Origin of the sequence: Actinomycetospora callitridis, from assembly GCF_028737265.1 — a bacterium.
Taxonomy (GTDB): Bacteria; Actinomycetota; Actinomycetes; order Mycobacteriales; family Pseudonocardiaceae; genus Actinomycetospora; species Actinomycetospora callitridis.
In genome coordinates this window covers 303,260-324,123 of record NZ_JAQZAK010000001.1, presented here as the reverse complement: position 1 = coordinate 324,123, position 20,864 = coordinate 303,260, and the positions used below count along the sequence as shown (strand labels likewise).

Below are 20,864 nucleotides of genomic sequence, written 5' to 3'. Positions count from 1 at the left end.
CTCAGTACCCCTCGGGACGCGGCAGGTCGGCGGTGAACTGCGCCCCCCGTCGCACGAACTTGTAGCGCCGGAGCACGAACCAGATCGACGCCAGCAGGTAGAAGGCCAGGATCGACAGGAGCGCGGCGCCGTAGCCCAGGAACGTCGCGAAGAAGACGACGGCCGAGAGCGCGAGCAGGGCGATCGCCGGCGCCGGGTGCAGGGGCAGCGTGTAGGCCCGGGTGATCTTGCCCAGCGGCCACAGCCGCCGGAAGCGGATGAAGCTCGGCCCCATGAAGCTGTACATGAGCAGCCCCGAGAGGATCGAGAACGTGATCACCGTCGACAGCAGCGTCGGCTCGGAGAGCAGGACCGGCAGCAGCGCGAAGGCGATCGCCACCGGGACGAGGAACACGATCGCCCGGAACGGCGTGTGGTACTTCGGGTGCACCGCGCCGAACCACTCCGGCAGGTAGCGGTCGCGGCCCATCGAGAACCACGCCCGCGAGGCGTCGTTGATGCACCCGTTGGCCGAGGCGAGCGTGGCGCACAGCGTCCCCAGCAGGAGCAGCACGACCAGGACGTCCTGCCCCGAGACGAGCGCGGCGTCGAACAACGGCGTGATCGCCGTGCCCAGGTAGTGCCACGGCAGCGTCCCGGCGCAGACGAACCACGTCAGGGAGGCCGCGATGATCAGGGTCATGATCCCGGCGAGGCTGCCCAGCGGCACCGAGCGCGGCGCCGAGCGGCACTCCTCCGCGGCCTGCGCGGTGCCCTCGATGCCGAGGTAGAACCACATGCCGAACTGGAAGGCCGCGATCACGCCGATCCACCCGTAGGGCAGGGCGTTCGTCGCGTCCCCCGCGAGGCCGGCCAGGTCGAGCTCGCCCGACGGCGACCACGCCCGCAGGCCGACGAACAGCACGAGGATCGTCGCGAACGCGAACCCGGTGATGACGAGGTTGAGCGTCAGCGAGGCGAACACCCCGCGGTAGTTGAGGAACGCCAGGGCGAGGATCGCGAGTACCGCGAAGGGATAGGGCGAGAGCTCCTGCTCGCTGCCCATGAGCCCGGACAGGGTGCTCAGCAGGTCGGACAGGACGTTGGCGTTGGCCGCCTCGAGCATGGTGTACGCGAGCGTCAGGTAGAGCCCGACGTTGAACGCCATCAACGGCCCGACGGTGTGCTTGGCCTGCGCGTACTGCCCGCCGGCGGCCGGGATCGCCGAGGTGACCTCGGAATTGATCATGACGATGCACGTGTAGAGCAGCCCGACGACCCAGCAGGCGACCAGGGCGCCGTACATACCGCCCTTCTCCACCGCGAAGTTCCAGCCCATGAACTCGCCGACGAGCACGATCCCGACCCCGAGGGCCCAGATGTGCATCGGCGCGAGCACCTTGCGCAGGGCCGGCCGCTCCTGGGCCGCGGTGGTCGACGGTGCGGCGACGGGGGCGTCCTCGGTGGCGCTCATGCCGACCTCACCCCCGACCCCTCGACGGTGCCCGGCGGCTCCTCGAGCGGGTCCGGCGCGTTCACCAGGGTCGACTCGTCGTGGTGACGGGCGACCTTGAGGACGTCGAGGACCAGCCAGCCCGCGATGAGCGCACTGACCACCCAAGCGATCAGTTCCACCACGGCCACGGTGCTCATGACTGCCTCCCGGACTCGCCGTCGACGTCGCTGGGCCCGAACTTCTCCTCCACGACCTCGCGGTACTCGCGGAACGACACGCGGTAGACGAAGCCGAGGTAGAGGGCGAGCAGCACCGCCGTCCCGAGCAGGGCCAGGACGTCGATCTCGTACTTGTCGGCGCCGGCCTGGTTCGCCTCGACGCCCGCCGAGATCGTCTCCAGGTCGGCGACACCGGTGTCGATCATCTTCTGGTACTGCACGCGCTCGCCCGGCGTGATGGGGAGCTCGGCCAGCGGACGCACGGCGCCGCCGCCGGTGTCCTCGGACTCGATCAGATAGGTCGTCCCGAACAGGGTCACGAAGATCAGCGCGAGGACGACGAACGCGTCCAGGAGCTGGCCCCGGACCGACTGCTTCGGCGGCTCGTAGGCCGCCCGCCGCCCGGCGTCCGCGGTCACGAGACGCTCCCGTGCTTCGCGGCCCGCTGGGCGTCGAGGTTCTCGATGTCGGGTCGGTAGACCTGGTCCTTCGCCGCCCGGTAGCGCCGGATCAGCGCCGCGGCCGAGGCGGTGTTCAGGCCGCCGAGCGCCACCATCGCGACGCCGAGGACCACCAGCAGCGTGGTCCCGGGCACCGTGGGCGCCGCGGCGAGGAAGACGAACACCAGCACCACCCACATGGCGACGGTGCTGCCGATCGCGAGGAGCCGGTCGCGGCGCAACAGCCCCGCGATGCGGTCGTCGAGTGAGCTCATGACCGTGCCTCCGATCGCGCCGTGGCCGCCGTGGGCACGGGTCGATGACGGGGTCCGCTGCCGGGCCGGCGCGAGCGGCCCCGCATTGGTCTCATCTGCAGACCAAGAACGAGCTGACAATAAGAGACCCACGCCACACCGTGTCAACCCCATGTGAGGTCACGACCGTCAGTCGGTGGGCCACTCCGCGTCGTCGGCGGCGCCGAACACGATGAACCGCAGCTGGCGGCGCGCCCGCTCGAGGTGCGCCCGCATGGCCTCGGCGGCCTCGCCCTCGTGACCGGCCGCGACGGCCTCGTAGATCGCCTGGTGGTCGCGGAGCGTCTCCTCGACCGGCTCCCGGAACGGCAGGAGGTCGCGGGGACTGAAGAGCTCACCGCGCGCGGCCTCGACGGCCTCCTCGAGCCGCTCGTTGCCGGCGGCGCGGGCCAGCGCGACGTGGAAGCGGGAGTCGGCCTGCCGGAAGGCCGTGCGCCCGATGACCCCGCTGAGCGCCGCGATCGCGTCGCGGATCGGCACGAGGCCGGCCTCGGTGTGCCGGCGGGCGGCGAGCGTGGCGGTCTCGGTCTCGAGCGCGATGCGGAAGTCGAGGATGTCGTCCATCTCGCCGACCTGCTCGCGCATCCGGGACCGCCAGGCCTCGGCCGGGCGCCGCAGTTCGGTGACGTACGTGCCGCCGGTGGAGCCCCGCCGGACCTCGACGTAGCCGTCCTCGCGCAGCTGCCGGATCGCCTCCCGCAGGCTGATCCGTGCGACGCCCAGCTGCTCGGCGAGATCCCGCTCCGCGGGCAGGCGCTCCCCCGGGCTCACGTCGCCGCGGTGGATGCGCATCCGGAGGTGGTCGGCCACGGCCTGGGCCAGCGTCGTGGAGGTGACCTGCCGGGCCATGGCGGGAGGCTACCGCGTTCCGGTCACGGTGCGTGTCCGAGCAGACGGGTTGTGCGCGGGCGACCGTGACGGGGTTGACACCTTTCGGCGCGGGCGTGAATGGTTCTAAGTCCACACCTTCCCGGGGAGGCGGCATGGACTCTGCTGACGACAGGGCACGCAGCGACCTGCGGGAACGCGCCGAGGCGGACGGCATCGAGTTCTTCCTGGCGATGTTCGTGGACCTGCACGGGAAGCCGTGCGCGAAGGCCATCCCGTTCTCGTCGTTCGACCTGCTCATGGACGGCGGGGCCGGGTTCGCCGGCTACGCCGCGGGCGACCTCGGGCAGTCGCCGGCCGACCCGGACGTGCTCGTCGTCCCGGACCCGGCGTCCTACACGCCCCTGCCCTGGAAGCCGGGCGTCGCGGTGCTGCACTGCGACCCGCACGTCGAGGGCAAGCCCTGGCCCTACGCCCCGCGCGTGATCCTGCGCCGCCAGCTCGCGGAGCTCGCGGAGAAGCGCGGCTGGGTGCTCAAGACCGGCACCGAGCTGGAGTACAGCCTGCTGCGCCGCCGTGAGGACGGGACGCTGGAGGTCGCCGACCCGCTCGACACCGCCGCGAAGCCCTGTTACGAGGTCAAGGGCCTGACGCGGATGTGGGACCACTTGTCCACCGTGTCGCGGAACCTCAACACCCTCGGCTGGGGCAACTACGCGAACGACCACGAGGACGGCACCGGCCAGTTCGAGAACAACTGGCACTACTCGGATGCGCTGACCACGGCCGACCGCACCATCTTCTTCCGGTACATGATCCACATGCTGGCGCACGACGCCGGCATGGTCGCCACGTTCATGCCCAAGCCGTTCAGCAACGTCACCGGCAACGGGCTGCACATCCACCAGAGCCTGTGGTCGCAGGACGACACGCCGCTGTTCGAGGACGAGTCCGACCCGCTGGGCCTCTCGCCGCTCGCCCGCCACTACCTGGGCGGGCTGCTCGAGCACGGCCGGGCGGTCGCCGGGATCATCTGCCCGACGGTCAACTCCTACAAGCGCATCGGCGTCGGCGCCCCGACCTCCGGCTCCACCTGGGCCCCGGCGTACGTGGCCTACGGCGGCAACAACCGCTCGGTGATGCTGCGCGTCCCCGAGGGCGGACGCATCGAGCACCGGGGGGTCGACGGCTCCGCCAACCCCTACCTCGCCGCCACCGCCCTGCTGGCGGCCGGCCTCGACGGCATCGACCGCGAGATCGACCCGGGCGCCTGCACCGACGACAACCTCTTCGCCCTGCACTCCGACGAGGTGCGCGCCCGCGGCATCAAGCACCTCCCGAAGACGCTGGACCGCGCGGTCGAGGAGCTCGTCGAGGACGACGTCCTGCGCGCCGCGCTGGGCAAGACCACGGGCGGCGACTTCATCGACTACTTCGCCGCGGTCAAGCAGCAGGAGTTCGACGAGTACCACGCGTCCGTGTCGGACTGGGAGGTCCGGCGGTACCTCACGCAGGCCTGAGAACCGGTGCGCGACTTCCCGGCCCGCAACCCTCGGAAGGACCCCGGGTGACCAGCACGAACGGCAACGGCCACCGCAACGGCATCGGGCGCGTGCGGGGCTACTCGGCGTGGAGCCTCCTGCGCCACGGGCTCTCGCGCTCCGACTGGCCGCGGGCCTGGCACGACCGGGAGCTGCGCCCCAGCTACGACGCCGTGATCATCGGCGGCGGGGTGCACGGCCTGGCCACCGCGTACTACCTCGCGAAGAACCACGGCATGACGAACGTGGCGGTGCTGGACAGGTCCTACATCGGCGGCGGCGGGTCGGGCCGCAACACCTCGATCCTGCGCTCGAACTACCTCACGCCCGAGGGCGTGCGCTTCTACGACCGCTCGGTGAAGCTCTACGAGCACCTGGCCGCGGATCTGAACTTCAACGTCATGTTCTCCCAGCGCGGGCACCTCACGCTGGCGCACAACGACGCGTCGATGCGCACGATGGCCTGGCGCACCGAGGTCAACAAGCTCCAGGGCGTCGAGTCCGCGGTGATCGGGCCGGGCGAGGTGAAGGAGCTCGTGCCGTACCTCGACACCTCGGCCGAGACCCGCTATCCGATCCTCGGCGCGCTGTACCACCCGCCGGGCGGCGTGGTCCGCCACGACGCGGTGGTGTGGGGCTACGCCCGCGCCGCCGACGCGCACGGCGTGCACATCCACCAGAAGACCGAGGTCACCGGGATCGACGTCGAGCGCGGGCGCGTCACCGGCGTGCAGACCACCCGCGGGCGGATCGCGACGCCGGTGGTGCTCAACGCCACCGCGGGCTGGTCCAGCCTCATCTCGGACATGGCCGGGGTGGCCATGCCGGTGCAGACGTTCCCGCTGCAGGCCGCGGTCACCGAGCCGGTCCGCCCATTCCTCGACACCGTCGTCGTCTCGGGGACGCTGCACGTGTACGTCAGCCAGACCGACCGTGGCGAGCTGGTGTTCGGTGCGAGCGTCGACCCCTTCGCGTCGTACTCGATGCGCGGCTCGCTGGAGTTCACCGAGGGCATCGCCGGGCACGTCCTGGAGCTCATGCCGGCGCTCGCGAAGATGCGCCTGCTGCGCCAGTGGGCCGGGCTCTGCGACATGACACCGGACTACTCCCCGATCATGGGCCCGACGCCGGTCGAGGGCTTCTACGTCGACGTCGGGTGGGGCACCTACGGCTTCAAGGCCGGCCCGGTCTCCGGGGAGGCGATGGCGGCCTGTCTCGCCGAGGGCAAGCCGCCGGAGATCATCTCGGCCTTCGGGCTGGACCGCTTCCTCTCCGGGCGGCTCGTCGGGGAGAAGGGGGCGGCCGCGGTGGGCCACTAGTCGCCGGCGCCCCTCGTCCTTCGCCCGTCATGAGGTGACCTGTCGTGATGCTGCTTCCCTGCCCCTGGTGCGGGCCCCGCAACGCCGGAGAGTTCAAGTACGCCGGTGAGGGCGGCGCGCGACCCGACCCGGCGACGACGACGCCCGAGGAGTGGCGGCGCTACCTGTACTTCCACGCCAACACCCGCGGCTGGGTCACCGAGAGCTGGTACCACGGCGCCGGCTGCCGCCGCTGGCTCGTCGTGGAGCGGCACACGCTCACGCACGAGGTCCGCGAGGTCCGGGACGCCGTGCAGGTCGCCCGGGAGGGAGCCCGATGAGCATCCTGCCGACGACACGGCGCCGCGGCGCCGACGACGCCACCGACCGGCGCCTCCCGCCCCGCGAGGGCGAGGTCATCGACCGGCGGCGCACCGTCGGTTTCACCTGGAACGGCACCCGCTACACGGGCCACCCCGGCGACACGATCGTCTCGGCGCTCGCGGCCGCGGGCGAGCGCGTGTTCTCGCGCAGCTACAAGTACCACCGGCCCCGCGGGCTGCTCACCGCGAGCTACCTCGACCCGGGCACCATGGTGCAGGTCGGCGACGAGCCGAACGTCCGCGGCGCGCACCGCCTGCTCACCCCGGGCCTCGAGGTCAGCTCGCAGAACACCTGGCCGTCCCTGCGCTTCGACGTCAAGGCCGTCAACGGGCTCGCCGAGCGGTTCCTGGCCACCGGCTTCTACTACAAGACGTTCATCAAGCCCGAGCGGCTGTGGCCCGCGTACGAGAAGGTCCTGCGCACCTTCGTGCACGCCGGCGAGGTGCCGCCCGACACCGACCGCGGCTACTACGACAAGCGCCACGCCCACCCCGACGTGGTGGTCGCCGGCGGCGGACCCGCGGGGATGGCCGCCGCGGTGGCGGCCGCCCGCGCCGGCGCGTCGGTGATGCTCGTCGAGGAGGAGCACCAGCTCGGCGGGCACCTGCGCTGGGGCGGGCCGGGCGACCGGGCGGCGCTCCGGGATCTCCGCGCCCAGGTCGCCGCGCAGCCCGGCATCGAGGTGCTCACCGACTCGGTGGTCGCCGCCCGCTACGACGACAACTGGATCCCGATCGTGCAGCGCAGCCTGCCCGGCGTCGACGAGCGGCTGATCAAGGCCCGGGCGGGCGCGTTGGTCGTGGCCCCGGGGCTGATCGAGCGCCCCTACGTCTTCGCCGGCAACGACCTGCCCGGCGTGGTGCTCTCGACCGCCGTGCGACGGCTGATCAACCTCTGGGCGGTGCAGCCGGGGCAGCGCGCCGTGGTGCTCACCGCGAACCCCGAGGGCGACGCCGCGATCGCCGACCTCGAGGACGCGGGCGTGGAGGTCGCCGCCGTCGTCGACGCGCGCCGGGGCGAGACGATCACCGCCGCCCACGGGCGGCAGGGGGTGCGCGCGGTCGAGCTGGGCGACGGCAGCCGGGTCGAGGCCGACCTGCTCGTCACCGCCGTGGGGTGGACCGCGCCGACGTCGTTGCTCAACCAGTCCGGCGACAACCCCGTCTACGACCCGCGCACCGCGCGGTTCCGGCCCGACCCGGCGCGCATGCCCGAGGACGTGCTGGCCGCCGGCGGGATCGTCGGCGAGGGCGACGTCGCGCAGGTGGTGGAGCACGCCGACGCGGTGGGCCGCGAGGCGGCGCGGCGGGCGCTGCGGACAGCGGGGACCGCCGTGACCGTCCCGGATCTGGCCGTGGCCGACCACCCCGAACTGTTCACGAACGGCACCGGCGGCTTCGTCGACCTCTCCGAGGACGTCTCGGCCAAGGACATCATCACCGCCGCGGCGGAGGGCTACGACTCGGTCGAGCTCGTCAAGCGCTACACCACCGCCACCATGGGGCCCGGCCAGGGCAAGCTCGAGACGGTCAACACCGTCGCGGTCCTCGCCGAGGCCACCGGCAGCACGATCGCGGAGACGGGCACCACCACGTGGCGCCCGATGTACGCGCCGGTGACCCTGGGCGCGCTCGCCGGCCGGCCGCGCGAACCCGTGCGGTACTCCCCGATGCAGCCGTGGCACGAGCGCCACGGCGCGGTCCCGCTCGTCGCCGGCCAGTGGATCCGTCCCGACCACTACGGCGACCCCGCCGGCGAGGTGACGGCCGTGCGCACCGCGGTCGGGCTCATCGACGTCACCCCCATCGGCAAGCTCGACCTGCGCGGGCCGGACGTACCGGAGCTGCTCGAGCTGCTCTACGTCAACAAGTGGCAGAAGCTCGGCGTCGGCCGCGTGCGCTACGGGGTCATGTGCGCCGAGGACGGGGTGGTGCTCGACGACGGCGTCACCGGACGCCTGGGCGAGCAGCACTACCTCATGTCGACGACGTCCTCGGGTGCCGCCGCGGTGTGGGAGTGGGCGGAGCGCTGGCTGCAGACGGCACGCCCGCAGTGGCAGGTGCACGTCACCCCGGTGACCACGGCGTACGCGAGCATCAACGTCGCCGGGCCCCGGTCGCGCGAACTGCTCGGCCGGCTCACCGACCTGGACCTGGGGTCCGAATCCTTCGGCTACATGAGCGTCCGCACCGGCACGGTGGCCGGCGTCGCCGACTGCGTGCTCTGGCGGATCGGGTTCACCGGCGAGCTGTCCTTCGAGGTCCACGTGCCGGCCGCGTACGGCCTGCACGTGTGGGAACAGCTGATGGCCGCCGGCGAGGACCTCGGCGTGCGCCCCTTCGGCGTGGAGGCGCAGCGCGTCCTGCGCCTGGAGAAGGGGCACGCGATCGTCGGGCAGGACACCGACGGCCTGACCCAGGGCTTCAGTGCCGGTGTCGACGAGCTGATCAAGCTCGACAAGCCGGACTTCGTCGGCAAGCCTGAGCTGGTGTGGCAGCACGGCCGCGACACCCACCCGCGCCTGGTCGGCCTGCGCACGCTCGACGGGACGATCGTGCCCCCGGAGGCCAGCCAGATCCTCGACCGCGCCGGCGGCATCGCCGGGCGCGTGACGTCCAGCCGGATGTCCCCGACGCTCGGGCGCTCGATCGGGCTGGCCCAGCTCGACCGCGAGCTGGCGGCCGTCGGCACCCGTGTCACCGTCCGCCTGCCCGACGGGCGCGACGTCGTCGCCGAGGTGACCGACCGCGTCCACGTCGACCCCGAAGGAGAGCGCCAGCGTGTCTGACACCGCTGCACCCCTGGCACGCAGCCCGATCGCCCCCTCCCCCGCCACCGTCCTCGACGGGTGGGAGGTCAGCGCGCGCGCCGCGACCGGCGCGTCCACGCTCTCGGACGAGACCCCGCTCGCGAAGGTGCTCGTCCGCGCCCCCTTCGACGGTGCGGGTCGCGAGGCCCTGGGCGTGGGGTTCGGGCGCACGCTGCGCACCGACCTCGGGTCCGGAGCGGTGCTGCTCGTCGGGTCCGCCCCCGGGGAGTGGCTCGCGCTCGGCGCGCCGGGCACGGCCCCGGCGCTGCGCACCGCCCTCGAGGAGCGCCTGGCCGGCACCGGCGAGCTCACGTCGGTCCTCGACCTCACCCACGGCCGCGCGCTGGTGCGGCTGCAGGGCCCGGCGGCCACCGCCGTCCTGGCCGGCGTCTGCGCGATCGACCTCGCCGACACCGTCACCCCCGACGGGACGGCGCTGCGGACGTCGGTCGCGGCCGTGGTCACCGACGTCGTGCGCGACGACGTCGCCGGCGTGCGGTCCTACCTGCTGCACTGCGAGCGCTCGTCGGGCCAGTACCTGTGGGACGCGCTGCTCGACGCCGGCTCCCGCTCCGCGGTGGAGGTCACCGGCTTCCGGGGGCTCGGGTCCGGCGGGACGGCCCGGTGAGCGACACCGACGTCGGGCGGCTGGTGGTCTCCTGCCGCGACCAGCCCGGACTGGTGGCGGCGATCAGCTCGTTCCTGCACGCGCACAACGCGACGATCGTGCAGTCCGACCAGGACACCACCGACCCCGAGGGCGGGCACTTCGTCATGCGGCTGGTCTTCCGGCTGCCGGGCCTCGAGGAGGCCCTCGACGAGCTCACCGCCGAGTTCGGCGAGGAGGTGGCCGACCGCTACGACATCACCTTCCGGCTGCGCATCGCCGCCGAGCGCACGCGGGTCGCGGTGTTCGTCTCGAAGCTCGACCACTGCCTGCTCGACCTGCTGTGGCGGCAGCGCCGCGGCGAGCTCGGCGTCGACATCGTCCAGGTCGTGTCGAACCACCCCGACCTCGCCGACGAGGTCGCCCGGTTCGGCGTGCCCTACGCGCACATCCCCGTCACGCGGGACACCAAGGACGTCGCCGAGAAGCAGCAGATCGAGCTGCTCGACGGCCGCGTCGACCTCGTCGTCCTCGCCCGCTACATGCAGATCCTGAGCGGCGGCTTCCTCAACGCCCTCGGCGTGCCCGCGATCAACATCCACCACTCGTTCCTGCCGGCGTTCGTCGGCGCCGGGCCCTACGCGCAGGCGAAGGAGCGCGGGGTGAAGCTGGTCGGCGCCACGGCGCACTACGTCACCGAGGACCTCGACCAGGGCCCGATCATCGAGCAGGACGTCGCCCGCGTCTCGCACCGCGACACCGTCGCCGACATCACCCGCCGCGGCGCGGACGTCGAGCGCAGCGTGCTGGCCCGCGCCGTCGCCGCGCACTGCGCCGACCGCGTCGTCGTCACGGGACGGACGACGCTCGTCTTCTGATTCTCAGCCCAGGTCGTTCGTCCGGAACGTGTCGCAGCGGGCGGGGTCGCCGGTGGTGAACCCCGTGGTGAGCCACTTCTTGCGCTGCGCCGACGTGCCGTGGGTGAACGAGTCGGGGTCGACGGTGCCGCCGCCGAGCTGGCCCTGGATGTAGTCGTCGCCGATGCGCGTCGCGGCGTCGACCGCGGTGTCGAGGTCGGCCTGGGTGATCTCGGTGATGAACGCGGGCCGCCCACCCTGTGGCCTGGTCGCGTTGTTCATCCAGACGCCGGCGTAGCAGTCGGCCTGCAGCTCGACGCGCACCGCCGCCGACGACGCGCCCTGCCGGGCCGACGCGGACTCGGTGGTGCCGAGGGTGCCGAGCTGGTCCTGCACGTGGTGGCCGTACTCGTGGGCGAGCACGTAGGCGTTGGCCAGCGGGCCGCCCTGAGCGCCGAACTGCTGGCGCAGCTGGTCGTAGAAGGTCAGGTCGATGTACACGAGGTCGTCGGCCGGGCAGTAGAACGGCCCGGAGCTGGAGTCGGCGCTGCCGCAGCGGGTGTTCACCCGGCCGCTGAAGAACACGGTGTCGACGTTCTGGTAGCGCGGCTGCGCGCCCCGCACCCTCGACGCGATCTGCGCGTAGCCACCGCCCGCCCAGTACGCCTGGATCGAGTTGATGTCGGCGACGATCGCGCAGTCGGGGTTGGTGTTCGCGTCCGCGCCGGTGCGGCACTCGCCGGCCAGCTCCGACGTGCCCGCCACCGCCGGCCCGCCGGGTTCGCCGAACGCGCCCGCGATCGACGACCCCTGGCCGCCCCCGCCACCGAGGAACGTCACGGCGAGGAAGCCGACCACCACGACGACGATGAGGACCCAGCTGACCTTGCCGCTGCGTCCGCGGAAGAGCAGCCCGATGAGCAGCGGCAGGAGGCCGCCACCACCGCCCCCGCCGAGTCCCCCGAAGCCCGAGCCGGACCCGCCCTGGCCACGGGTGTCCGTGACCTCGGAGGCGTCGAGCTGGGCGTCGTCGTCGTAGCGCATCGGCAGGCCCGTCGGGGTGGAGGGAGGTGTGGAGCCCTGATCCTGGCCCAGACCGGGCCGTCGGCGCGCGCATCGCCGTGAGGCGCCCGCGCCGAGATCCGGTTCCGGCGGAAAAGTCCTGATCACGGACGTGATCGAGCTTGTTCGCCGACACAGTTTAATGATCTTGACAGGCGTCCGTTACCGTCCCGTGATCGAAGTCGTTAGTCCTTCAAGCGCTATGGACTACACCGAACGGCTCCACCACGCCGAAAGGACCGCGATGCCGGCCAAGCACCGCTCCGCCCCGCGACCGTCCCGCCGACCGGCGGACAGGACGCGGCCCACCGTCGCCGGCATGGAGCGTCGCCGCTTCCTCGGGTACCTGATCGCCGCCCCGACCCTCGCGGTCGGCGTGAAGCTGACCGCCGACTCGGTCCTCGAGGCCAACGCGCTGCCCTCGCCGGCCCCCGAGGTGTCGGAGGTCTACGACCTGTCCGACCTGCTGCTGGACTCCACCCGCGCGACGGCGAACCTCATCACCGTCGTCGTCAACGAGGACGGCACCGTCTCGTTCAGCATCCCGCGGGCCGAGAGCGGCCAGGGCATCACGACGACGGCGGCGGTGCTCATCGCCGAGGAGATGGGCATCGACGTCTCCGACGTCAACGTCACCCTCGCCGACGCGCGCCCCGAGCTGCTGTTCAACCAGCAGACCCAGGGTTCGGCGTCGGTCATCTCCATCTACACGCCGGTCCGGGTGGCGGCGGCGCTGGCCCGCGGGCAACTCGTCGAGGCGGCGGCGACGATCCTCGGCGACGAGGCCGAGAACCTGCGCACCACCGGCGGCCGGGTGCTCTCCACCGCCGGGTCGAGCGTCCCGTTCGCCGAGCTGGCCACCGCGGCGGCGAACTCCGTGACGCGGGAGGCGATCACCGAGCTCAAGCCGGTCGACGACTTCACCGTCATCGGCACCGACACGCGCCGCGACGACGTGCGCGCGGCGGTGACCGGGAGCAAGAAGTACACGATGGACCTCGACGTCCCCGACGCACTGCCGACCATGATCGCCCGGCCGCCGACGATCAAGGGGACCGTGGAGTCGGTCAACAACCTCGACCAGGTCCGCACCATGCCCGGGGTCACCGACGTCGTCGAGATCTCCACCGACGCGGAGCCCGGCCGGGGGACCACCTCGTCCGCGGTCGCGGTGCGCGCCCGGACGTTCGGGCAGTGCATCGACGCGGTCAACGCCCTGGACATCACCTGGGGCGGGGGCAACGTCGACGACGAGTCGGACGAGACGATCCTCGAGCAGCTGCGCGCGGCCGACGCGCCGGCCAACCTGCCCTCGCCGACCCCGCTGGACGAGGTGGGCGGAGTGGTCCCCCTCGCCACCGACGCCCTCGGGGCCGTCGGCCCGGTCGAGGCGCTCGAGCAGGAGTTCGTCTTCTACTGGCGCAGCAACGCCGCGATGGAGCCCAACGTCGCCATCGCCGACGTCCGCGACGGCGAGGCGGAGGTCTGGACGCCCAGCCAGATCCCGATCGTCACCCAGAGCCAGCTCGCCCAGGTCCTCGGCATGACCCCGGCCCAGGTGACCGTCCACGTCCCCCGCGGCGGCGGCGCCTTCGGTCGCCGGCTCTTCAGCGACGCCGCGCTCGACGCCGCGCGCGTGTCGCAGGAGATCGGCAAGCCCGTGCGGCTCATGTGGCACCGCGCCGACGAGTGCCGGGCCGGCCGCGTCCACCCGATGTGCATCTCGCGGGTGAAGGCCACCTACAGCCCGGGCCTCGGCGAGGTCGTCAGCTTCGAGCAGCGGCAGACGAGCGTCGCCACCGACTACACCGAGTCCTTCGGCGACATGATCACGTCGCAGGCCGCGAAGCTGCCGTTCGCCAACGAGCTCACGCTCTCGCAGACCGTCTTCCTGCTGACCGCCAGCGTGCCGTACGACCTCGGCGCCATCGTGTTCGGCTACAACGAGATCTTCGACTTCGACCGGTTCGCCACCGGCAGCGTCCGCAACCTCAACAACCAGGACTTCCGGCCCGCGCAGGAGCTCATGGTCGACCAGCTCGCCGAGCGCCTGGGCAAGGACCCGATGGACTTCCGGATCAACCGCGTCGAGGACGAGCGGGCCAAGGCCGTCCTGGAGGCGGTCCGGGACGAGGGCGACTGGGGCCGGGACCTGCCCGAGGGCGTCGCCCAGGGCGTCGTCGTGCACAACGAGTACAAGGGCTCGGTCGCCGTGCTCGCCGAGGTCGACACGCGTCCGGCGACGGCCGAGCGCGAGATCCGCGGGGCCACCACCGGCCCGCGGGTCCGCAAGGTCACCGTGGCCGTCGACGTGGGCCTGGCCATCAACCCGCTCGGCCTCAAGGCCCAGATGGAGGGCGGGGTCATGACCGGGATCTCCCACGTGTTCACCGGCAGCCTGCACCTGCGCGACGGCAACTTCCTCGAGGGCAGCTGGGACGACTACCGCTACACCCGGCACTGGAACGCCCCGCCGGAGATCGACGTGATCGTCATGCCGCCCAGCGGCGACCGGCCCGGCGGCGCCGGCGAGCTCGCCGTGGGTGCGGCGACGGCCGCGGTGGCCTGCGCCTACGCCCGGGCCGTCGGGGAGATGCCCACCAGCTTCCCGATCGGCCACACCAAGGACGTGCCGTTCGAGGTCAAGAAGTTCGTCCCGCCGCTGCCCCCGTCCCCCACGGACGGCCTCACGGCGTACCCGACGCCGTCCGCGGCCGGCCCGGCGTTCAACCCCGCGAGCTGAGGAGCCCCGCATGCCTCCCCGCACCTTCAAGGTCAACGGCCGCCCCGTGACGGTCGACATCGAGGACGACGTGCGCCTGCTCTGGGTGCTGCGCGACGTCCTCGGCATCACCGGGCCCAAGTACGGCTGCGGCATCAACGTCTGCAAGGCCTGCACCAGCCACATCAACGGCCGGGCGTTCAACCCCTGCTCGGTGCCGGTCAGCGCGATCCAGCCCACCGACGAGGTCACCACGATCGAGGGCCTCCCCGACACCGTCGGCGCCGACCTGCACCCGATGCAGGAGGCGTGGATCGACCGGGACGTCCCGCAGTGCGGCTACTGCCAGCCCGGCCAGATCATGGCCGCCGTCGACCTCGTGAAGAAGGTCGAGGCCGACGGCGGATCGATCACCGACGACGACATCGACGAGATCCGCAACATGTGCGCCTGCGGCACGTACTCCCGCATCCGGGAGGCCATCAAGCAGGGCGCCGAGAACATGTAGCGCTCCTGCTCCCCCGTCTCCACCCCGCTCCCCCTGATCTCTGTCGGAAGGAACCGTCATGACCGGAGCCCTCAGCCCCACCCACTGGCTGGTCATCCTCGTCGTCGTCCTGCTGCTCTTCGGCGCCAAGCGCATGCCCGACGCCGCCCGCGGCATCGGCCGGTCGCTGCGCATCTTCAAGGCCGAGACCAAGGCCCTGACCGACGACGGTGAGTCCCCGGCGCCCGCACCGGCGCCCGCCGCCGTCGAGGCCGGGCCCGCGCGGCCCGCCGGCATGACGCCGGCGGCCGACCCCGCCCCGGCGAGGTCCACCGACGCCTCGACGGTCTAGGCCGTGCCGGACCTGGGGCGGCTGCGGTCGAGCCGGTGGTGGCCCGGCCGCCGGCGCCGGAACCCCGACGCCACGATGTCGGTGCTCGACCACCTGCTCGAGCTGCGTCGCCGACTTGCCTGGGCGCTGCTCGCGGTGGCGGTCGGCACGGTGGCCGGGTTCGTCTGGTACGAGAACGCGGTCTTCGGGGCGCCCACCCTGGGCGCCCTGCTGCTCGAGCCCTACTGCTCCCTGCCGTCGACGGCGCGCGCCGGGTTGGGCGCCGGCGAGTGCCGGCTGCTCGCCACCGGACCGTTCGACCAGTTCGTCCTGCGGCTCAAGGTCGCGATCACCGCCGGCGTGGTCCTGTCCTCGCCGGGGTGGCTCGGGCAGCTGTGGGCGTTCGTCACCCCCGGGCTGCGGCGCCGCGAGCGCCGGGGCGCGGTGCTGTTCGTCAGCAGTGCCTCGGTGCTCTTCGCCGGGGGCGCGGTGATCGCGTACCTCGTCGTCGCCGAGGCGCTCGGGTTCCTGCTCATGGTCGGCAACAGCGTCCAGACCACGGCGTTGCGCGGCGACGAGTACTACTCGCTGGTCCTGTCCCTCATGGTGGTCTTCGGCGTCGCGTTCCTGACCCCGCTCGTGGTGATCATGCTGAACCGCGTCGGGGTCGTCTCCTACCGGAAGCTGGCGAGCTGGCGCCGCGGCATGATCTTCGGCGCGTTCCTGTTCGCCGGGGTCGCGACGCCCGGCGGCGACCCGATCTCCATGGCGGTGCTGGGCGCCGCGCTCTGCGTGCTGCTCGAGGCCGCCACCCAGGTCTGCCGGCTGCACGACCGACGCCGCGCCCGCCGCGACCCCGGCTGGGAGGACCTCGACGACGACCAGCCGTCGCCCCTCGAGAAGGAGGTGAGGTAGCCGTGTTCGGGATGAGCATGGGTGAGCTGCTCCTGCTCGCCCTCGTCGGCTTCTTCGTGATCGGCCCGGAGCGGCTCCCCGCCGCGATCCGCGCGGTGGCCGGGATGGCCACCCAGGCCAAGCAGTACGCCACGGCGGTCAAGGACCAGGTGGGCGAGGCCGCCGACCTCGCCGAGGTCCGTCGCCAGCTCGACGAGCTGCGCGAGCCGCTCGCCGAGATCCGCTCGGCGGACCCGCGCCGTGCCTGGCGCGAGGCGTTGCGGGACGAGCCCGCCGCGCCGGCACCCGCCCCCCGGCCCGTCCGGCGGTCGGGGAGGCCGGGGATGCCGGTGGCCCCGCCCGCAGGAGCGGCGAGCGAGGCCCCGGTGCCGTAGCGCCTCGCCGCGCACGCCGGGGCGCGGCAGGATGCCGGCATGCAGGTCGTGATCCACCGACCGACCGACCGGGACGGTGAGGTGACGGTGGAGGAGCTCGACGCCGTCGTGATCGGCGCGGGCGTCGCCGGGCTGTACCAGCTGCACCTGCTGCGCGCGCAGGGTCTGCGCGTGCGCGCCTACGACGCCGCCGAGGACGTCGGGGGCTCGTGGTGGTGGCACGGCTACCCGGGCTCACATCTCGACTCCGAGGGGCCCGGGTACCAGTACCTGTTCTCCGAGGAGCTCTACCGCGACTGGGGCTGGAGCGAGCGCTACCCCGCCGGGTACGAGGTGCAGCGGTGGCTGCGGTTCGTCACCGACCGGCTCGACCTCCGCCGCGACCTCCGCCTCGGCACCCGGATCGTCGACCTGCACCTCGACGAGGAGCGCGGCCGCTGGACCGTGCGCACCGACCGTGGCGAGACCCTCGACACGCGGTTCGTCGTCGCCTGCACGGGCCTGCTGCCGGAGCGGACCATCGACCTGATCGGCGGGGGCTTCGCGGGACCGGTCCTCGACACCGCGCACTGGCCGGAGGGCCGGTACGACCTCACCGGACAGCGGGTCGGCGTCCTCGGGAGCGGCGCGGCGGCGGTCCAGCTCGTGCCGACGATCGTCGATCAGGTGTCCCGGCTGACGGTCTTCGCCACCCGTCCCGTCGACCTCCTGCCCCGCGCGAACCCGGTGTTCGGCTGGCGCGAGCGGGACGCCTACCGGAGCCGGTTCGCCGCGCTCCGCGACACCGTCGTCCACACCCTCACCGGCGACGAGGAGCGCGCGCCGGTGCTCGGCGACGGGACGAGGTCGGCGTGGACGGGTGCCCTCGGCGCTCCTGGGGACGCGGGCGAGGCCGTGCGGGCGGCGATGCGCGCACGGCTGTCCGATCCCGGCCTCGCCGACGTGCTCGTGCCGCGGGGCGTGTTCGGGGTGCGGCCCGTCCGCCTGGACTCCGGCTACCTCGAGGTGTTCGGCCGCGACGACGTCGACCTCGTCGACCTGGCGCACACGCCGATCGACCGCCTCGTCCCCGAGGGGATCGAGCTGTCCGACGGCACGGTGCACGCGCTCGACGTGATCGTCCTGACCTCGACGTTCGACGGCGGACCGGACGCCCTGACGCGGGTCGACGTGCGCGGACGCGGCGGGCAGGTGCTGGCCGAGGAGTGGGGACGGGAGGCGCGCAGCACGCTGGGGCTCGCGAAGCACGGCTACCCGAACCTGTTCACCACCGCCGCCCCGCTCACGCCGCCGTCCGACCGGTGCCTCATGACGACCTGCCGGCAGGTGCAGGTCGAGTGGATCGCGCAGGCGATCGCCGACCTGCGCGCCGCGGGCGTCGGCACGCTGGAGGCGACGGCGGCGGGCGAGGACGCCTGGATCGCCCACCACCACGAGGTCGCCGGCACGATGCCCGTCGCGTCGTCGTCCGACTACGCCGGCGGCATCGGCCTCTACCGGGAGCGGTGCCTGCGCGAGGCCGCCGCCGGCTACCCCTCCTTCCGCCGTGCCTGAGCCGGCAGAGGTCTGGGTGGTGGCAGGGCCGCCCGGGTCGGGGAAATCGACGGTGGCCGACCGGCTGCTGGCCCTGCTGCAGCCCGTGCCGGCCCTGCTGGACAAGGACACGATGTACGGCGGCTTCGTGTCCGCGACGCTGGCGGCGGCCGGGCGTCCTCCCGGCGAGCGCGAGGGGCCCTGGTACGACGAGCACGTCAAGGTGCACGAGTACGGCGGGATGACCGCCGTCGCCCGGGAGATCCGTGCCCGCGGGTGCCCGGTGCTGCTGAGCGCACCGTTCACGGGCCAGATCCGGGACCTCGGGCGCTGGCGGAGGTGGGTGGACGAGCTCGGCGGCGAGCCCGTGCACCTGGTCTGGGTCGCGTCGGACGCCGCCACGCTGCGCCGGCGGATCGCATCGAGGGGCCGGGACCACGACGCGGGCAAGCTCGCGTCCTTCGACGCCTTCGCCGCGCGGATGCAGCCGGACGTCCCGCCGCCGGTGCCCCACCTCGCGGTCGACAACCGCACCGACGGCCCCGAGGGCATCGACGCCCAGCTGCGGGCGGGGTGGGGCCGAGAGTGACCGGCCGGACGCTTCGAAATCCGAAGCTTCCGGGCTTCGGGCCGGCCTGCTGCGGGCCGACGCCCGGGCCTGACCGAGGAGGCCGCCACACCCGACTCCGGGGGCCGAGGACCACCAGCTGGAAGCTTCGAAAACCGAAGCGTCCTCCGGGACGGGGTCGACCTGCCGTCGAAGCCCGGGGACGAGGAGGGAGCCCACGCGCCGCGTCGCCGCGTCGGGAGGGGTTGGCTACCGCGCCTCGGTCAGCACCCCCGCGAAGAAGGCCGCCAGTTCGGCGTGCGCGTCCAGCGGCAGGACGTGCGCCACGTACTGGTCCGGGCGCACGATCACCGCGCAGCCCGCGCGGTCGATCCCGCGCAGGTCGAAGACGTCGACGGCGGGGTCGGGGCAGAAGGCCTTCTCGTAGTCGACGAGACCGAAGCGCCCCTTGCGCGGGAGCAGGGCCGGCGGCAGGTCGGTGACGGCGAGGTCGCGGTGCCCCTGCTGGAACACCGCCCGGACGTCGATCACCTCGTCGGGCTCGGCGCCGGGCGGGGTGTGGCGCACGACCGGGGACGCCGGCGAGGCGAGGAACGCGCACAGCGCGCGGAGCCGGGACCCGTCGCGGTCGGCGAAGAGGTGGAGCCGCCAGGCGCCGTCGGCCCGGGCGACGTGCCCGAGGTGCATCGGCTTGGCGTCGGCCAGCCGGATCACCGGCGCGGAGTGGAACCGCATGCCCACCGGCAGACCCTCGGCGAGGTGCTGGTGCGGCGCGCCGGACGTGATCATCGACGGCGCGTAGCGGACCGCGACGCCCGCGGTGAAGCGGCCCTGGTCCCGGAAGTAGCGCTGGAACTTCTCCGGGTCCGCCCCCTGCCCCCCGGGGTGGGCGCTGAACATGGCCGCGAACTCGCGGTCGAAGTCGATCAGCTCCCGCGCGACCTCGTGGCGCTCCTCGGAGTAGGTGTGCAGCAGCTCCGGGCGCGCCCGGCCCCGCAGGACGGCGGCGAGCTTCCAGCCGAGGTTCCACGTGTCGGCCATCGACACGTTCATCCCCTGGCCGGCCTTCGCGCTGTGGGTGTGGCAGGCGTCGCCGGCGATGAACACCCGCGGCAGACGGTCCTCGGAGCCGGCGGGCACGTCGTCGAACCTGTCGCAGAGCCGCTGCCCGACCTCGTACACCGACCACCACCCGACGTCGCGCACCTCGAGCACGTACGGGTGGAGGATCCGGTTGGCGACGGCCGCGAGCGTCTCGGGCGTGACGTCGCGGACGCCGTCGACGGAGTCCAGCTCGATGTAGAGCCGCACCATGTACCCGCCCTCGCGCGGGATGACCAGGATGCTGCCCTCGGCGGAGGTGATCGCGCTCTTGAGCCGGATGTCGGGGAAGTCGGTGACGGCCAGGACGTCCATGACGCCCCAGGCCTGGTTCATCGGGTCGCCGACGAGCTCCCGGCCGATCGCGGTGCGGGTGGCGCTGCGGGCGCCGTCGCACCCGACGACGTAGCGGGCCCGGATCGTCGACGTCTCGCCGGTCGCCTCGCCGCCCTCGACGTGCGCGAGCGTCACCGTCACCGGCTCGTCGCCGGTCGCGACCGCGATCCCGTCCACCTGCAGGCCGTAGAGGGGCTCGAGCCGGGCCGCCGACCGCGCCATGTGCTCGCGCAGGTAGGTGAGCATCCGCGCCTGGTTGACGATCACGTGCGGCATCTCGGACAGGTCGTCCTCGACGTCCTGGATCCGGCCGGTGCGCCTGATGGCGGAGGGGTCGTCGGGGTCCGGGCGCCAGAAGGCCACCTCGTTGACCTGGTAGCCCTCGGCGATGACGCGGTCGGCGAGGCCGAACGCCCCGAACATCTCGACGGTGCGGCACGCGACCCCGTCGGCCTGCCCGATCTCGAGCGGGCCGTCCCGGCGGTCGACGACCACCGTGCGGAGGTCGGGGAAGCTCGCCATCTGCGTCGCCAGCACGAGGCCGGCCGGCCCGCACCCGACGACGAGGACGTCCGTGGTCTCCGGGAGCCCGTCCGGGCGGTCGCGCACCGAGGGATGCGGCTCCTCGAGGAACGGATCGCCCGTCCGGTAGCCGTCGACGTAGAACTGGACCACGTACCCACCGTAGGAGCGTTTCTGCCCCT

At 72.9% G+C, this 20,864-nt stretch carries 20 protein-coding genes; 13 read left to right on the top strand and 7 right to left on the bottom strand.

Features of this window, described 5'->3' with window-relative positions:
* Window position 1 precedes the first annotated feature (1 nt).
* The 5 genes from PH191_RS01580 to PH191_RS01560 form a co-directional block, all read right to left on the bottom strand.
* Complete coding sequence (locus tag PH191_RS01580; protein WP_274192879.1) at window positions 2–1,453, bottom strand: APC family permease; 1,452 nt, start codon at window positions 1,451–1,453, stop codon at window positions 2–4.
* Window positions 1,450–1,632, bottom strand: a complete 183-nt coding sequence (locus PH191_RS01575) for a hypothetical protein (protein WP_274192878.1) — start codon at window positions 1,630–1,632, stop codon at window positions 1,450–1,452. The genes PH191_RS01580 and PH191_RS01575 overlap by 4 nt, the downstream gene beginning before the upstream one ends.
* Window positions 1,629–2,072, bottom strand: coding sequence for a hypothetical protein (locus PH191_RS01570; RefSeq protein WP_274192877.1), 444 nt, complete (start codon window positions 2,070–2,072; stop codon window positions 1,629–1,631). The genes PH191_RS01575 and PH191_RS01570 overlap by 4 nt, the downstream gene beginning before the upstream one ends.
* On the bottom strand, window positions 2,069–2,368 hold the full coding sequence (locus PH191_RS01565) for a hypothetical protein (protein ID WP_274192876.1): 300 nt from the start codon (window positions 2,366–2,368) through the stop codon (window positions 2,069–2,071). Before PH191_RS01565 ends, PH191_RS01570 begins: the two co-directional genes overlap by 4 nt.
* 168 nt (window positions 2,369–2,536) lie before the next feature.
* Window positions 2,537–3,256, bottom strand: coding sequence for a FadR/GntR family transcriptional regulator (locus PH191_RS01560; RefSeq protein WP_274192875.1), 720 nt, complete (start codon window positions 3,254–3,256; stop codon window positions 2,537–2,539).
* A 134-nt stretch (window positions 3,257–3,390) separates the two neighbouring features.
* Here PH191_RS01560 and glnT point away from each other — a divergent pair, with 134 nt between their 5' ends.
* From glnT to purU, 6 genes are read left to right on the top strand one after another with little or no spacing between them, the layout of a single operon-like run.
* Window positions 3,391–4,755 carry a type III glutamate--ammonia ligase gene (gene glnT, locus PH191_RS01555; protein WP_274192874.1) on the top strand — a complete coding sequence of 455 codons (1,365 nt, stop codon included), beginning with the start codon at window positions 3,391–3,393 and terminating at the stop codon, window positions 4,753–4,755.
* Window positions 4,756–4,802: 47 nt separating this feature from the next.
* Window positions 4,803–6,095, top strand: a complete 1,293-nt coding sequence (locus PH191_RS01550) for a sarcosine oxidase subunit beta family protein (protein ID WP_274192873.1) — start codon at window positions 4,803–4,805, stop codon at window positions 6,093–6,095.
* Window positions 6,096–6,142: 47 nt separating this feature from the next.
* A complete protein-coding gene (locus PH191_RS01545) occupies window positions 6,143–6,415 on the top strand; it encodes a sarcosine oxidase subunit delta (protein ID WP_274193650.1) in 273 nt (90 codons plus the stop codon).
* Entirely contained in the window at window positions 6,412–9,246 is a 2,835-nt protein-coding gene (locus tag PH191_RS01540; protein WP_274192872.1) for a 2Fe-2S iron-sulfur cluster-binding protein, read from the top strand. Before PH191_RS01545 ends, PH191_RS01540 begins: the two co-directional genes overlap by 4 nt.
* Window positions 9,239–9,895, top strand: a complete 657-nt coding sequence (locus PH191_RS01535; RefSeq protein ID WP_274192871.1) for an aminomethyltransferase family protein — start codon at window positions 9,239–9,241, stop codon at window positions 9,893–9,895. The genes PH191_RS01540 and PH191_RS01535 overlap by 8 nt, the downstream gene beginning before the upstream one ends.
* Window positions 9,892–10,752 (top strand): formyltetrahydrofolate deformylase, encoded by an 861-nt coding sequence (gene purU, locus PH191_RS01530; protein ID WP_274192870.1) that lies wholly within the window; start codon window positions 9,892–9,894, stop codon window positions 10,750–10,752. The genes PH191_RS01535 and purU overlap by 4 nt, the downstream gene beginning before the upstream one ends.
* A 3-nt stretch (window positions 10,753–10,755) precedes the next feature.
* Here purU and ypfJ read toward each other — a convergent pair whose 3' ends face one another.
* Window positions 10,756–11,775 (bottom strand): KPN_02809 family neutral zinc metallopeptidase, encoded by a 1,020-nt coding sequence (gene ypfJ / locus PH191_RS01525; RefSeq protein WP_274192869.1) that lies wholly within the window; start codon window positions 11,773–11,775, stop codon window positions 10,756–10,758.
* A 337-nt stretch (window positions 11,776–12,112) separates the two neighbouring features.
* On the opposite strand from ypfJ, the gene PH191_RS01520 reads away from it, so the two are divergent.
* The 7 genes from PH191_RS01520 to PH191_RS01490 are packed head-to-tail and all read left to right on the top strand — an operon-like array spanning window position 12,113 to window position 18,744.
* Window positions 12,113–14,536, top strand: a complete 2,424-nt coding sequence (locus PH191_RS01520) for a molybdopterin cofactor-binding domain-containing protein (protein ID WP_274192868.1) — start codon at window positions 12,113–12,115, stop codon at window positions 14,534–14,536.
* A gap of 10 nt (window positions 14,537–14,546) precedes the next feature.
* The gene (locus PH191_RS01515) at window positions 14,547–15,023 is read left to right on the top strand and encodes a (2Fe-2S)-binding protein (protein WP_274192867.1); all 477 of its coding nucleotides are present in this window, start codon (window positions 14,547–14,549) and stop codon (window positions 15,021–15,023) included.
* Between the two features lie 58 nt (window positions 15,024–15,081).
* Entirely contained in the window at window positions 15,082–15,354 is a 273-nt protein-coding gene (gene tatA, locus PH191_RS01510) for a Sec-independent protein translocase subunit TatA (RefSeq protein ID WP_274192866.1), read from the top strand.
* Window positions 15,355–15,357: 3 nt separating this feature from the next.
* Entirely contained in the window at window positions 15,358–16,248 is an 891-nt protein-coding gene (gene tatC / locus PH191_RS01505; protein WP_274192865.1) for a twin-arginine translocase subunit TatC, read from the top strand.
* An 11-nt stretch (window positions 16,249–16,259) separates the two neighbouring features.
* Window positions 16,260–16,622, top strand: coding sequence for a Sec-independent protein translocase protein TatB (gene tatB, locus PH191_RS01500; protein WP_274192864.1), 363 nt, complete (start codon window positions 16,260–16,262; stop codon window positions 16,620–16,622).
* 39 nt (window positions 16,623–16,661) lie between these two features.
* Window positions 16,662–18,176 carry a flavin-containing monooxygenase gene (locus tag PH191_RS01495; protein WP_274192863.1) on the top strand — a complete coding sequence of 505 codons (1,515 nt, stop codon included), beginning with the start codon at window positions 16,662–16,664 and terminating at the stop codon, window positions 18,174–18,176.
* Entirely contained in the window at window positions 18,169–18,744 is a 576-nt protein-coding gene (locus PH191_RS01490) for a P-loop nucleotide/nucleoside kinase family protein (RefSeq protein ID WP_274192862.1), read from the top strand. The genes PH191_RS01495 and PH191_RS01490 overlap by 8 nt, the downstream gene beginning before the upstream one ends.
* A 228-nt stretch (window positions 18,745–18,972) precedes the next feature.
* On the opposite strand, the gene PH191_RS01485 is transcribed toward PH191_RS01490, so the two are convergent.
* The gene (locus PH191_RS01485; protein WP_274192861.1) at window positions 18,973–20,835 is read right to left on the bottom strand and encodes an FAD-dependent monooxygenase; all 1,863 of its coding nucleotides are present in this window, start codon (window positions 20,833–20,835) and stop codon (window positions 18,973–18,975) included.
* Between the last annotated feature and the right edge of the window lie 29 nt (window positions 20,836–20,864).

Coding starts and splice junctions, on each gene's coding strand:
- PH191_RS01580 (WP_274192879.1), bottom strand. CDS start 1,453: ATGAGCGCCACCGAGGACGCCCCCGTCGCCGCACCGTCGACCACCGCG.
- PH191_RS01575 (WP_274192878.1), bottom strand. CDS start 1,632: ATGAGCACCGTGGCCGTGGTGGAACTGATCGCTTGGGTGGTCAGTGCG.
- PH191_RS01565 (WP_274192876.1), bottom strand. CDS start 2,368: ATGAGCTCACTCGACGACCGCATCGCGGGGCTGTTGCGCCGCGACCGG.
- PH191_RS01560 (WP_274192875.1), bottom strand. CDS start 3,256: ATGGCCCGGCAGGTCACCTCCACGACGCTGGCCCAGGCCGTGGCCGAC.
- glnT (WP_274192874.1), top strand. CDS start 3,391: ATGGACTCTGCTGACGACAGGGCACGCAGCGACCTGCGGGAACGCGCC.
- PH191_RS01545 (WP_274193650.1), top strand. CDS start 6,143: ATGCTGCTTCCCTGCCCCTGGTGCGGGCCCCGCAACGCCGGAGAGTTC.
- PH191_RS01540 (WP_274192872.1), top strand. CDS start 6,412: ATGAGCATCCTGCCGACGACACGGCGCCGCGGCGCCGACGACGCCACC.
- ypfJ (WP_274192869.1), bottom strand. CDS start 11,775: ATGCGCTACGACGACGACGCCCAGCTCGACGCCTCCGAGGTCACGGAC.
- PH191_RS01520 (WP_274192868.1), top strand. CDS start 12,113: ATGGAGCGTCGCCGCTTCCTCGGGTACCTGATCGCCGCCCCGACCCTC.
- PH191_RS01515 (WP_274192867.1), top strand. CDS start 14,547: ATGCCTCCCCGCACCTTCAAGGTCAACGGCCGCCCCGTGACGGTCGAC.
- tatA (WP_274192866.1), top strand. CDS start 15,082: ATGACCGGAGCCCTCAGCCCCACCCACTGGCTGGTCATCCTCGTCGTC.
- tatB (WP_274192864.1), top strand. CDS start 16,260: ATGAGCATGGGTGAGCTGCTCCTGCTCGCCCTCGTCGGCTTCTTCGTG.
- PH191_RS01495 (WP_274192863.1), top strand. CDS start 16,662: ATGCAGGTCGTGATCCACCGACCGACCGACCGGGACGGTGAGGTGACG.